Origin of the sequence: Yersinia hibernica, from assembly GCF_004124235.1 — a bacterium.
Classification (GTDB): domain Bacteria; phylum Pseudomonadota; class Gammaproteobacteria; order Enterobacterales; family Enterobacteriaceae; genus Yersinia; species Yersinia hibernica.
The window spans coordinates 1247139-1260981 of the sequence record NZ_CP032487.1; the positions used below are offsets into that span (position 1 = coordinate 1247139).

Below are 13843 nucleotides of genomic sequence, written 5' to 3' on the forward strand. Positions count from 1 at the left end.
TTATTGGCTGATTTTATTCTGATTTTTATTTAATTCCGTGTGCAATCGCCAGTGCTTTATTCACCTTGCCGAGTATTTTCCCATGGTTATTAGTAAAAAAACGCTGTTCCAGAATGTTGGCGTCCAATTCGGCTAGTAGGTTTATATGGTACTGATTGAGATATGTCTGTAACTGCGCTTTTTCAATACCAGACATCCAGTGTTCACCAATATTTTTTAATCCCTCTATAATTTCTACGGCACCATATAAGGTGTTCTTGCCGGCAAGGGCGTCGGAATAGGCGTAGTCAAAAATAATTTCACTGCCAGCGGGGGCGTAAATATCGATGGCAGAAAAAATATTGTCGACTGTGCTGGCAGGGAGATACATTGTCAGTCCCTCGAGGATAAACAGGCTTTTTTCACCTTGGGGGGTGGGGATTTCTTGCAACACACTGAACAAATTTTGTTGATTAAAATCAATGGGGACATAGCTTAAATTCGAGGGGCTTGGAATGCTAAGTTCCTGCAATTTTAATATTTTATCTTTCTGCGATATCGGGTGGTCGAGTTCATAAACCCGGCTTTGTGCTAGCTGATTTTGAAATCTAATGGCTCTGGAGTCAAAGCCCGCGCCAAGAATAAAAATGTGGGAGAATTCATGGGCTCGAGTCTGAAAGAATTCGTCAATATATTTTATCCGGCTAATTAAAAACTCATAGCTGCCCGCGGGGATCTGTGGCGAGAGAATATCGTCCGGCATCAAAAATGATTTTTGCGTCATGGAGAAAAAGGACGTCAAAGAGTGCGAAATTAACAGCGAGATATAATCATCCGTTTTGTAGCTTTCTCTTTTCTCACCGTAAGACTTTGCTCTGAGTATGCAGATTAACTCAGCGGAGGGTGAGAAATCTGACATAGTGCTTTTTGCCATTTTATTTGTCCCCAACACAGATTAGATTTTTCTTTAGTTTTACGGCAGACATTATGAATGAGGATTTAAATAAAACAGCCCCATGCGCCTGCTTAATTTTTATCTGTCTATGATGTAAAAACTGTTAACTGGATGGGGAAAAATAATAATTATCTGCCACAGAGGCCGATATAAAACCGGTCTCTGTGGCGCGAGGTTGCAGATGTTGTGTGTCGATTAAATCGTTTTTCTATCAACGCAGCCAGTTGGTTTTCGCCAGTTCGACGACTTCATCACCCCGGCCATTAATGATGGCCCTAAGCATGTACAGGCTGAATCCTTTAGCTTGCTCAAACTTTATTTGGGGTGGCATCGACAGCTCTTGCTTGGCGGTGACGACATCCACCAGCACCGGCCCAGGATGAGCAAAAGCACTTTCCAGCGCGGCATCCAATTCAGAGGCTTTTTCTACCCGAATGCCCTTGATGCCCGCGGCATTGGCAATTGCGGCAAAGTCCGGATTATGTAAGTCAGTGCCATCTGTCAAATAGCCACCTGCCTTCATTTCCATCGCCACAAAGCCCAGCACGCTGTTATTAAACACCACGATTTTCACTGGCAATTTTAGTTGTGCCAACGTGAGGAAATCGCCCATTAGCATGGTGAAGCCGCCATCACCACATAAGGCGACAACTTGTCTTTTCAGATCAGTCGCTTGCGCCCCGATAGCTTGTGGCATGGCATTGGCCATTGACCCATGATTAAATGAGCCGAGCAAACGCCGCTTGCCATTCATTGCCAGATAACGTGCCGCCCAGACGGTGGGGGTGCCGACATCACAGGTAAAAATAGCATCGTCGGTAGCATGACGACTGATTTGCTGTGCCAGATATTGCGGATGAATTGGCTGGCTATCATTGGCGGTGGCCAGCCCGTCGAGGTCTTGGCGCGTGGTGCGATAGTGCTCCAGCGCTTTGTTCAAGAAGGTATTGTCATTTTTGGCGGCTAACTGCGGCAGTAGTGCATTTAGTGTGGTTTTGATATCACCGACCAGTGCCATATTGACCGGGCAGTGTGCGCCAATGCTACCGGGGTTAATATCAATCTGGATGATATTGGCCTTGGTTGGATAAAATGCACGATAAGGAAATTGCGTTCCCAATAATACCAGGGTGTCGGCATTGATCATGGCATGATAGCCGGAGGCGAAACCAATCAGCCCGGTCATGCCGACACTGTAGGGATTGTCCCATTCAATATGTTCTTTACCTCGCAGGGCATGCACCACCGGGGCTTGCAGTATTTCAGCCAGTTTTACCACTTCATCGTGAGCATCTGCGCAGCCACTGCCACACATCAACGTGATATTTTTGGCGTTATTCAATGTCTCGGCCAATATATTCAGTTCACTCAGCGGGGGCTGAACCAGTGGCAATTTAGGGGTTTGCCACACTACAGCAGCCTCTTCGGGGGCGGGCTGTAACGCGACATCGCCCGGTAGCACAATAACTGAAACGCCACGATTAAGAATGGCTTTGCGCATAGCAATTTCTAACACGCGAGGTAATTGTTCAGGATTTGAAACCAACTCACAGTAGTGGCTGCATTCACGAAACAGTTCTTGCGGATGGGTCTCTTGAAAATAGCCGCTGCCAATCTCACTGGAGGGAATATGAGCGGCGATTGCCAGCACCGGCACGTGGTTGCGGTGGCAATCAAACAAACCATTAATCAGATGCAAGTTACCTGGCCCACATGACCCCGCACAGACGGCGAGTTGCCCGGTCAGTTGCGCCTCCGCGCCAGCAGCGAAAGCGGCGACCTCTTCATGGCGAGTTCCTAGCCACTCGATAGTGCCCATCCGGTGCAAGCTATCACTCAGGCCATTGAGTGAATCCCCGGTTACCCCCCAAATGCGCTTAACGCCAGCTTGTTCCAACGTTTTTGCGACCAGTGTTGCCACGGTTTGCTTCATAGTTGTTCCCTCAAGGATTAATGGCGAATCATTATTCTATGAGGTCAAAGTATGGCGTGTTTAACAATAATTGCCCCATTAATGCTGGCAATCTGCATTTATGGGGCGGGGGGAAGCCTTAGGCCAACTGGACATCACCTTGTAGCTGACAACTGCACGCCAGAACATAACCTTGGGCCAGCTCTTCGGGCGTCAGGGTCATGGTGCTGGTGGTGGTGTATTCGCCGTGCAGAATGCGAGTCTTACAAGAGCCACAAACACCGGCGCGGCAAGCGGCCATCACCGGCACTTTGTGCTGTTCCAGGGCAAACAGCAGTGAAGTGCCGACCGGAACTTTCACCTTTTGCAGCGGATGGCTGATAGTCATCGTCAGCTCATTGCTCGTATCAATAGTATCGGCCGAAGAGCGGAATTGCTCTTTCTGGAAATGGTCTGCCGCGACGCCATGTTGGCGACAATATTGCTCAGCCCAAGCCATATAAGGTGCCGGCCCGCAACTCATCACCCGGCGGTGCGCAATGTCCGGAGCCACCTGCTGCATTACCTGGTCATTAAGCCGCCCGGCAATAAATCCATCTGTCGCGCCGGACTCTGCCATCAAAGTCAGTTGCAATTGCTGTGGATAGCGCTGTAACAGCATGTGCCACTCATCGGCAAAAATGACATCGGCAGGTGAGCGGACATTATAAATAACGCGAATATCCGCGTGCGGACGTTGTGCCAGTAAATAGCGGCACATCGACATCACCGGCGTGACACCGCAGCCCGCTGCTAACATCAGGTAGTGATCATCATCAAAATGGCTGCAGGTAAACTCGCCCTGAGCCTCTGATAGCCATAGATAATCCCCCACGTTGACTTGTTGAGTCAGCCATGGTGACCCCTGGCCATCGGCTAAGCAGCGCACAGTAAGTTGAATAAAGGGGCTGAGGCCGGGGGTCGAGGAAAGTGTATAAGCGCGCAGGGTTTCATCACTGTTACGGATGCTTACCAATGCATATTGCCCTGGCAGATAAGGGTAAAAATCGTGATTAATTAAGCACAGGCTCCAGACATCCGGGGTTTCTTGCACCACGGCGTGGACTTGCATGCGGTTAGGGCAGAGGGAGGTTGGGCAATCAGTGGGAATAAAATCGGTCATCGGGGGCCTCACAACGAATCAGATAATGAGCAACAAAGCAGTCAAAAACCGTGAATAAAAGCCCGGTCAGAGGCGAAAATACCTTAACCGGGCTGGCTGTTATTGGCTTAGTGACCCAAAATCGCGTTCATATCTTGTTCTACGGTGGTAATTGGCTGCATACCAAATTTCTCATACAAAATGGCCATCAAATTATCGGTCAGGAACCCCGGTGCAGTTGGGCCGGTATAAATATTTTTCACCCCCAATGACAGCAGTGTCAGGAGAATAACAATGGCTTTTTGTTCAAACCACGACAGCACCAAGCTGAGTGGTAGGTCATTGACTGTGCAGCCTAATTTTTCAGATAACTTAACAGCCAGCATAATCGCGGAGTAAGCATCATTACATTGGCCGACATCCAGTAGGCGCGGTAGCCCCTCGAGAGTGCCGAAGTCCAGCTTATTGAAACGGTATTTACCACAAGCTAAGGTCATAATGATGCAATCTTGCGGCACACTGCGGGCAAAATCGGTGAAATAGCTGCGTTCTGTGCGGCTACCATCACAGCCCCCGACCAAAAATACATGGCGCAGTTTTTTCGTGGCGACCAAATCAATCACTGTATCGGCGGCATTCAGTAAGGTTTGGCGACCAAAACCGACGGTAATCAGGTGCTCCAACTCATTGTAGGGGAACCCCGCCATGCCAAGGGCCTGCTCAATAACTGATGAAAAATCATCACCTTCCAGATGATTGACTCCCGGCCAGCCAACAATGCTGCGAGTCCAAATGCGCTCACCGTAATTGCCCACATTCGGGTCAATAATACAGTTGGATGTCATCAAAATAGGGCCGGGGAACTTGGCAAATTCTGTCTGTTGATTCTGCCAACCACTGCCGTAGTTACCGACCAAATGTGGATAGCGTTTTAACTCTGGGTAGCCATGCGCGGGGAGCATTTCACCGTGGGTATAAATATTGACCCCGGTTCCCTGAGTTTGCTCCAGCAGCATTTGCAAGTCTTTGAGATCATGGCCCGAAATCAAAATAGCTTTACCGGCCACAGGGCGCACATTGACGGCGGTTGGCTGCGGATCGCCGTAGGCTTGAGTTTCGCCGCGGTCCAAAATCGCCATGACATTGAAGTTCATTTTGCCAATGCCCATGGCGTTATTCAGTAAGGTATCAACATCCCGGGGCTGAGTGCCCAACCACGCCATATAGGCATGATATTGCGCATAAATTTGCTCATCAAACTGGCCGAGGACATGGGCATGCTCCATATAAGCCGCCGCCCCCTTCAGGCCATATAGACACAACATCCGCAGGCCGTGAATATCATCACCGACCTCGGTTTTGTCGCGATTTAGTGCAAATTGCTGGGCTTGTTGTTGCAGGGCAGGGATGTCGTCAGCCAGTAGTTGTAACTCGGCCAGCGGGTGATCCACGGCAATGGTGCTGTCAATCAAACGGCAGCGAATAGCCAATGATTGGCGCAATGAAATGGCTTCTTTGGCATAACCGACGATGCGGTCTGAGTCAAAGTTCACATTGGTCAGAGTTGAGAAAAAGGCTCTGGGTGCAAAGCTGTCAATCTGATGGTCCACAATGCCCAACTCGCGAGCAGTTAATGCCCAAGCTGAAAGTCCCTGTAATACGGCTACTAATAAGTCTTGCAAATCAGATGTTTCAGCGGTTTTCCCGCACATCCCCTGGGCATAAGAACAGCCGTTGCCGACAGGTGTTCGGATGGTTTGTTCACATTGCACACAGAACATAATTATTTTCCTTTTAAAGTTGCATTTGTAATGCGTGTTTAAAAGCATAGAGGTGCGCAAGAGGTTTAAAAAGGCTTTTTTAATGCAACTTTAACTTGTCTTGATTTGGCGCAACTTTTGCTGCGAATGAGAATTTATTCACTATAGGGCTGGGGAGTGCGCAGTGAACGGAGCCGCTCACTGCGCGGGTAACAGATTATGAGGAAAAGAAAGCAATCAACACCGGGGCGAGCAAGCTGAGTACAAAGCCGTGCACAATAGCCGCTGGCACCATTTCCAACCCGCCACTGCGCTGCAATACCGGCAAAGTGAAATCCATGGAGGTCGCGCCGCACAACCCCAGTGCCGTGGAACGACTGCTGCGCACCAGAGTCGGAATCAGCATGATGGCCACTAATTCACGCGCCAAATCATTGAAGAATGCAGCACTCCCAATCACTGGGCCGAATGAATCAGTCAGTAAAATGCCTGATAATGAATACCAACCAAAACCAGAAGCCATTGCCAAGCCCGTTTTAATCGGTAACCCCATGAGTATCGCCGCGAGCATACCGCCCGCCAATGCACTTACTGCCACGACAAAAGCCACCATCGCGCCACGGCGGTTCAAGACAATCTGACGCAGTGTCATGCCACTGTTTCGCAGCTGAATCCCGACTAAAAATAGCAGGAAAATAAGCGCCAGTTCACTGCCTTTAGCCGCAAACTGCAACCATTCCCATTGGCTTAATCCCAGTAAGAAACCCACAATGACCACGCCGCATAATTTTAATGATTCCAATGCCATATGCAGTCGTGAGGGTAAAGTTTCTTGACGATGGGTATTCTTCCACGGGGTTTTACGTTCCAGCAAAAATAATGCCAGTAAGTTGGCGCAAAAAATACACAGGAAAAAGACCCCAGTATATTGGAAAATAAGCAGCAGGTTAGCGCTGAGGTTTTCCAGAAAGGCCAGGCTGATACCCATAAAGAATAAAATAACGTAGACCATCCAGCTTAATAAGCGGTTGACCGATTGAATTAATGTTTTGCGGCTAAGTGGGATCAGATAACCAATAATTAACGGCAAAAGAATGATCAGTAATCCTGAATACACGAGTTATACCGTCCTATCCCCTTTTTCATTGGCTTCACGGCGTTGCAAGCGGCATTCACTCACCCGAATCAAAGTTTATCGGGATAATAAGTCTCATTAGAGGCTTATCCTGCGGGCTTGCTGTCGTGCCAATGGTTCTGGGTATTATTAGCAGATGAATAATGGGTTGTGGCGCAATAAACTATCTAAAATCAGGGAAAGAGTAAAGCAGCACCGGTGAGCGTGGTACTTGACCTGTAAGGTTTTTTTACCTGAGTTAATCAGTTAACTTTGTAATCTGATAGTATCGGTATGAATCAATTCGCACCGGAGGCGTAGATGTATCTTGAACGTGTAGATATAGTCGGTTTTCGCGGTATTAACCGTATTTCATTGAACCTTGACGATAATACAGTGCTGATCGGTGAGAATGCTTGGGGTAAATCCAGTTTATTAGACGCCCTTACGCTACTTTTATCCCCCGAACCTCAACTTTATCATTTCACCTCGCAGGATTTTTATTATCCGGCTGGGGATGAGAACGCTAAAGAACGCCATTTACAAATCATATTCACATTTTGTGAGAAAGATGTTGGCCATTGGCGCGCACCGCGTTATCGCCAGTTAGCGCCACTATGGATAAAAAATGACGATGGTTTACATCGTATTTATTACCGAATTGAGGGGGAATTAGCTGACGACGGTACTGTTTGTACTTGGCGCACTTTCCTCGATTTGGAGGGTTGCCCGCTAGAATTGCACGATATTGAAAAGCTGGCGCGTGGAGTTATTCGAATTCATCCAGTATTACGCCTGCGAGATGCGCGTTTCATCCGCCGGCTGCGTAGCACTGCTGCTGAGGGCCGTAATCAACCGGATAAAGCGGCCTTGAATCAGCAATTAGATCAATTAAGCCGTGAGCTGGTCCGTAATCCACAGAAACTGACTAATTCCGAACTACGCCAGGGTTTGGAAGCTATGAGACAATTATTAGAACATTATTTTGCCGAGCAGGGTTCGCAGTCAGCAAATTTGCGTAGCCACCGCTATCGCCCACAACCGGAACGAGAAGCTTGGCTGGCCCTTGATAGCATCAACCGTATGGTGGCCGAACCAAACAGCCGCAGTATGAGATTGATTCTCCTAGGGATGTTTTCAACATTGCTGCAAGCAAAAGGGCCATTGAGTCTTGATCCCCATGCCCGCCCATTGCTGTTGGTGGAAGACCCAGAAACCCGTTTGCACCCGATTATGTTGTCCGTCGCTTGGGGGTTGCTCAGCCAACTGCCTCTGCAACGCATCACCACCACCAATTCCGGTGAATTGATTTCCTTAGTGCCGGTAGAGAGCATTTGCCGATTGGTGCGCGAATCGTCCAGGGTTGCCACCTACCGCATTGGCCCGCGTGGTATGAGCTCGGAAGATAGCCGCCGCATCGCTTTTCATATTCGTTTCAACCGGCCTTCGGCTTTGTTTGCCCGCTGTTGGCTGCTGGTTGAGGGGGAAACCGAAATTTGGTTGCTGAATGAGCTTGCTCGCCAGTGTGGCTATCACTTTGAAGCGGAAGGGGTAAAAGTGATTGAATTTGCCCAAAGCGGCCTGCGCCCGTTACTGAAATTTGCTAACAGGATGGGGATACAATGGCATGTTTTGACCGATGGTGATGATGCGGGCAAAAAGTATGCCGCGACAGTACGTAATATGGCGGATGATGGCGGCTCTCACGAGCGGGATCGATTGACCATTTTGCCCGCTCCTGATATGGAGCATTTCTTATATCGCTCAGGTTTTGATGAGGTATATCATCGGGTCTCTGGGATTCCAGCCAATGCCAAAATGCAGCCGCGCCGAGTTATTGAAAAAGCCATTCATCGTACCTCTAAACCAGACTTAGCTATTGAAGTGACTAACTATGCCAGGGAGCGGGGAGCTGAATTAGTCCCTTCTTTATTGAGAAAAATGTTTTCCCGCGTAGTCTGGTTGGCGCGAGGCCGCGCTGACTAGCGGGAGGAATATTCCGCGTGAATATGTTTAGTCGTGGATGAAATGCGCGGCTAAACCATTTTCAAGTTGCTCAAGTAATTGATAGCGGCGGCGGTATTCAGCGCGTTTTTTACTTGCAATATCTTCAATGGGCTTGCGCGCGATTTGAGCGGGCAAGTCAAAATAGCCTTCTGCGCATTGCTTCCCCCCCAGTGACTCCCAGAAAGAGTCATAATCGGCGTGTAATTTATCTTTCTTTTTCGCTCGATAACGCCAGTTCTGATAAATATGTGTGGAATTACCCACGGCAATAATACGTTCGATACCCATTAGCCCTGCCAGATAACAGCTAGCTTCCAGCACTAATCGTTTGGGGAATAACCCATGGCAAGCTTTAGTGCAGGCCTGAATTTCACCGTGTGGCGTGCCATTATCTGCCCCTTGCAAGCCGCCAATAAACCATGTCTTCTGTTTTTGATAATAAGTCAGGCTAAAGGTGAGCAATGCCAAGGTATGTTGTTGCTCATTGGCCAGCATCAGCGTAATTTCCCCCTCCTTATTGAGTTTTGGAATAACGCCCAAATAAAGAGAATACTTTTCCTCATTCTTGCCTGTTAATTCAGTGAGTTTATAAGGAGAATGATGTAAATAATTGCGGCGCAATGACTCTGGCATACACTGGTTTTCCAGCTGAAAATGGTCCTGTAGCACTGCCAGTTTTTGCCGATTATTTAGTGTGTTAGCCAAATAAGGCCGGTGTAGTTTACAGGGTAAATCCGGTTGTGCGCGCAGTATGCTATTGAGAAACGGTTGCTTCACCAATATACCCAGTAAGTTAAAGGTTAGTTTTGGGCTAATTAAAGCTCGGGCGAGAAATTTAAGCCGAAATTGGGATTCTTGCCATGAGCCGCCCAGCGCTTGATGACCTTTGAACAGCAATGCAATTAACCCCCAACGGTTAATATTATTAGGGATTAATACTGGGTTATTAATGTTATGCATGATTAAGTCCGTTATATTAATGTGTTTCCAGTGCCATTGAAACAAATGGGAACTAAACAGACTCTCAATGCATCTTAGATTTCGCCTGTGGTCTGGCCGGTGTTTATATGTTGTTTAGTTAAATACGTATGACCGGTGTTATTTTCAGCGGGTTGATAAATTTACAATTTAAGGAAGGTAATTGATTTGATGCAGTTCAGTAGAAGTCAGCGCCGGTGGCTTATCGCAATTGCCGTCTTGATTATCGGCGGTTTTTTCGTGATAAGGCACCTTATGACGCCAACACCGGTTCAATTTCAGACGGTAAAAGTTGCTCACCGTGATCTGCAACAGAACGTATTGGCAACCGGTAAACTCGATGCGGTACGCAAAGTTGATGTGGGCGCTCAGGTCAGCGGGCAGTTGAAGAAACTGTACGTGGAAATTGGTGATCAGGTTAAGCAAGGGCAATTGTTGGCCATGATCGACCCGCAACAGGCACAGAACCAAATTAAAGAAGTGGAAGCGACATTACAGGATTTAAATGCGCAGTTGGGGCAGGCGAAAGCTGAGCTGCAATTGGCGGCAGTCACTTTGCGCCGTCAGCAAGACTTGGCGAAATTACAAGCTGTATCGCGCCAAGACTTGGATCAGGCGAGCACGGCATTGGCGGTGAAAAAAGCGCAAGTTGAAACAATTAACGCGCAAATAAATAAAGCCAAAGCCAGTTTGGATACCGCTAACATTAATTTGGGTTACACCAAAATTTCCGCCCCGATGGCCGGAGATGTGGTGCAAATCACGACCTTACAAGGGCAAACCGTGATTGCTGCGCAGCAAGCGCCTAACATTTTGACACTGGCCGATATGAGCACCATGCTGGTGAATGCACAGGTTTCTGAAGCCGACGTGATTCACTTAAAGCCGGGCATGAAAGCCTCGTTTACTGTATTGGGAGACCCCGGAAAGCACTTTGATGGTGTATTAAAAGACATCCAGCCAACCCCGGAAAAAGTCAATGACGCGATTTTCTATTCTGCGCGTTTTGAAGTACCGAACCCTGACCGGCTATTGCGCCTGCAAATGACTGCGCAAGTGTCTATTCAGTTGGCTAATGTTCCTCAGGCGATGGTTATCCCATTATCGGCATTAGGCGAGGAGCTGGGAACTCACCGCTATCAAGTTGCGGTGCTGAAAAACGGCAAAGAAGAAAAACGCGAAGTGACGATTGGCATCCGTAATAATGTTGATGCGCAGATTGTTTCTGGCTTGAATGTTGGTGAGGAAGTCATCGTTAGTCGCGGTGGCGCGGAGGAAGCATAATGGCGGCATTGCTTGAATTAAAAGGCATCCGTCGTAGCTATCAGTCCGGCGAAGAAACGGTTGATGTCTTGCAGGATGTCTCACTCAGCATTAATGCTGGCGAGCTTGTGGCGATCATTGGTGCCTCGGGGTCGGGAAAATCAACACTGATGAACATCCTCGGTTGCTTGGATAAGCCGAGCGCGGGTGTTTATCGAGTCGCGGGCCAAGATGTCGCCGCGCTGGATAATGATGCACTGGCCGCATTGCGCCGAGAGCATTTTGGGTTTATTTTTCAGCGCTATCACCTGCTACCACACCTTAGTGCGGCTCATAATGTTGAGGTTCCGGCGGTGTATGCTGGTTTGGGTAAAAATGAGCGCCGTGAGCGCGCTAACATGCTGTTGACCCGACTGGGGTTGGGGGAGCGTGTTAGTTATCAGCCTAATCAGCTATCTGGCGGGCAACAACAGCGCGTCAGTATTGCCCGTGCATTGATGAATGGCGGGCAGGTCATTTTGGCTGACGAACCCACCGGCGCACTGGATAGCCATTCCAGCGTCGAGGTGATGGCCATCCTGAAACAGCTCCAGCAGCAGGGGCACACAGTCATTATTGTGACCCACGACCCCACTGTTGCCGCTCAAGCTGAGCGGATTATTGAAATCAAAGATGGCCGTATTATGGCCGACTCCGGTTCGAAAGCCGGGCCAAGCAGCGTGGACTCTGATGCGATTAGCCTGACACCGCCAGCCCCATCATGGCAGCAACTGGCAGGGCGTTTTCGGGAAGCTTTGTTGATGGCCTGGCGCGCAATGTCGGCCAATAAAATGCGCACCGCGCTCACGATGTTGGGTATCATTATTGGGATTGCCTCGGTGGTTTCCATTTTGGTGGTTGGGGACGCGGCTAAACAGTTGGTGTTGGCGGATATTCGGGCGATTGGCACTAACACCATTGATGTCTACCCGGGTAAAGATTTTGGTGATGATGACCCCAGTACCCGGCAGGCATTAGTGTATGACGATATGACTGCGCTGAAAGCACAGTCTTACGTGAGTGCGGTGTCTCCGACTATCGCCGGCAGTATGCGGTTGCGGTATGGCAATATTGATGTCGCGGCCAGTGTCTCCGGGGTGAGTGAGCAATATTTTCGGGTGTTTGGTATGAAACTTGAACAAGGAACGGCCATCACCAGTGAGCAGGTGGCGCGCCAATCCCAAGTGGTGGTTATCGACCGCAATACGCAGCGCCGCCTGTTTCCACACATCAAAGATGTCGTAGGGCAAGTGATGTTGATTGGCAATATGCCGGCGACAGTCGTGGGTGTGGTGGAAGAAAAGCAATCCATGTTTGGTAGCAGTAAAGCGCTACGGGTATGGGTGCCTTATAGCACCATGGCAAACCGCTTGATGGGGCGCTCTTACTTCGATTCGATCACCGTGCGAATCAAAGAGGGCTACAGCAGTAAAGAAGCGGAGCAACAGTTGGTCAGGTTGTTAACCATGCGCCATGGCAAGAAAGATATCTTCACCTATAACATGGACAGTTTGCTGCAAACTGCCGAGAAGACCACGCGTACAATGCAGTTGTTCCTCACTCTGGTGGCGGTTATTTCGCTGGTGGTCGGTGGTATTGGCGTGATGAATATCATGTTGGTATCGGTCACCGAACGTACCCGAGAGATAGGCATTCGCATGGCGGTAGGCGCGCGGTCGAGCGATGTTATGCAGCAATTTTTAATTGAAGCTATTCTGGTGTGTTTGGTTGGTGGCGCTCTTGGTATCACGCTATCTTTTGCTATTGGATTGATAGTCGAAATGTTTTTACCCAATTGGCAAATTGCGTTCCCGCCCATGGCATTGTTCAGTGCGTTTTTGTGTTCAACGGTAATCGGGGTGGTATTTGGCTATTTGCCCGCCCGCAGCGCGGCGCGGCTCAATCCTATTGATGCGTTAGCGCGTGAATAAGTCGCTAACAAATATTGGCGGTTGACCCTGGCGGCGCTAGCCGCATAATAGGTACTTGAGAAATAAAAATGCCAGTCATTATTGGTTGGCTGGCATTTTGAACAGATGTTTTGGATGGTCACCGATGTAGGCTGCCGCAATCCGCCGTGGAAATACCTTTGGCACCAGAGTGTTTAGGTGATGGTAAACCCGAGAAATCTCGGCAGATAAGGGCGTGGCGCTAGGCCAATGCAGCGAGTTCCTGAGGTACGGCGTCTTGCAGTACCCCATCTAATCCGAGTGGAACAATCAGGCTGGCATGGTTCCCTTTGGGGCCCTGATGGACATCAAAGTTAACCATTTGACCCGCTTTTAACGTTCGGTAGCCATCCATCTGGATAGTTGAATAGTGAGCGAATATATCTTCGCCGCCGCTCTCAGGGCAAATAAAGCCAAAACCTTTGGCATTGTTGAACCATTTAACAGTACCCGTCTCCATACTTCTACGTTCCTCGCAAGGCTATTTTAGTTCGAGATGAGGTAATCACTGGTTAAAGTGAGCGCGAATTGGTTAAAACTCCAACAGCTCACGAAAATACACTCTAGTGGAAATGGCCTTAACGTCAAGGGGACAGCTTTTGTCAGAGCGGGGCAGTTCTTCAAAGTTTGATGTAGCTAACGCTATTGTATTTATTTGGATACAATTTAACCGTTATTAAGCTAAATACAGCGGCTTTTTTCTCTGGCGGCGTTATGGCATAAGTGATGTTAAAATAATAATAGAT

General features: G+C 48.7%; 10 protein-coding genes. 3 read left to right on the forward strand and 7 right to left on the reverse strand.

The genetic code is table 11. From position 1 onward, the window contains the following. Positions 1-25 precede the first annotated feature (25 nt). The 5 genes from D5F51_RS05865 to D5F51_RS05885 all read right to left on the reverse strand — a co-directional run bounded on the left by D5F51_RS05865 (position 26) and on the right by D5F51_RS05885 (position 6864). On the reverse strand, positions 26-913 hold the full coding sequence (locus D5F51_RS05865; RefSeq protein ID WP_129195864.1) for a class I SAM-dependent methyltransferase: 888 nt from the start codon (positions 911-913) through the stop codon (positions 26-28). 232 nt (positions 914-1145) lie between these two features. Further along, a complete protein-coding gene (poxB, locus tag D5F51_RS05870; protein WP_129195865.1) occupies positions 1146-2867 on the reverse strand; it encodes a ubiquinone-dependent pyruvate dehydrogenase in 1722 nt (573 codons plus the stop codon). Positions 2868-2985: 118 nt separating this feature from the next. Then, positions 2986-4008, reverse strand: coding sequence for an NADH oxidoreductase (hcr, locus tag D5F51_RS05875; protein ID WP_129195866.1), 1023 nt, complete (start codon positions 4006-4008; stop codon positions 2986-2988). 107 nt (positions 4009-4115) lie between these two features. After that, positions 4116-5768, reverse strand: coding sequence for a hydroxylamine reductase (hcp, locus tag D5F51_RS05880; protein WP_129195867.1), 1653 nt, complete (start codon positions 5766-5768; stop codon positions 4116-4118). A gap of 196 nt (positions 5769-5964) precedes the next feature. After that, positions 5965-6864, reverse strand: a complete 900-nt coding sequence (locus D5F51_RS05885) for a LysO family transporter (RefSeq protein ID WP_129195868.1) — start codon at positions 6862-6864, stop codon at positions 5965-5967. A 318-nt stretch (positions 6865-7182) separates the two neighbouring features. Between D5F51_RS05885 and D5F51_RS05890 the strand changes: the two genes are divergently transcribed. Next, positions 7183-8847, forward strand: coding sequence for an ATP-dependent endonuclease (locus D5F51_RS05890; protein WP_129195869.1), 1665 nt, complete (start codon positions 7183-7185; stop codon positions 8845-8847). A gap of 27 nt (positions 8848-8874) precedes the next feature. On the opposite strand, the gene D5F51_RS05895 is transcribed toward D5F51_RS05890, so the two are convergent. After that, on the reverse strand, positions 8875-9828 hold the full coding sequence (locus tag D5F51_RS05895) for a VirK/YbjX family protein (RefSeq protein WP_129195870.1): 954 nt from the start codon (positions 9826-9828) through the stop codon (positions 8875-8877). A gap of 189 nt (positions 9829-10017) precedes the next feature. Between D5F51_RS05895 and macA the strand changes: the two genes are divergently transcribed. After that, the gene (macA, locus tag D5F51_RS05900) at positions 10018-11130 is read left to right on the forward strand and encodes a macrolide transporter subunit MacA (protein ID WP_162301698.1); all 1113 of its coding nucleotides are present in this window, start codon (positions 10018-10020) and stop codon (positions 11128-11130) included. Continuing rightward, positions 11130-13079, forward strand: coding sequence for a macrolide ABC transporter ATP-binding protein/permease MacB (gene macB / locus D5F51_RS05905; protein WP_129195872.1), 1950 nt, complete (start codon positions 11130-11132; stop codon positions 13077-13079). Before macA ends, macB begins: the two co-directional genes overlap by 1 nt. A 220-nt stretch (positions 13080-13299) precedes the next feature. Here the strand turns inward: macB and cspD are convergent, their stop codons facing one another. Then, complete coding sequence (gene cspD / locus D5F51_RS05910; protein ID WP_025378802.1) at positions 13300-13557, reverse strand: cold shock-like protein CspD; 258 nt, start codon at positions 13555-13557, stop codon at positions 13300-13302. Positions 13558-13843: the final 286 nt, after the last annotated feature.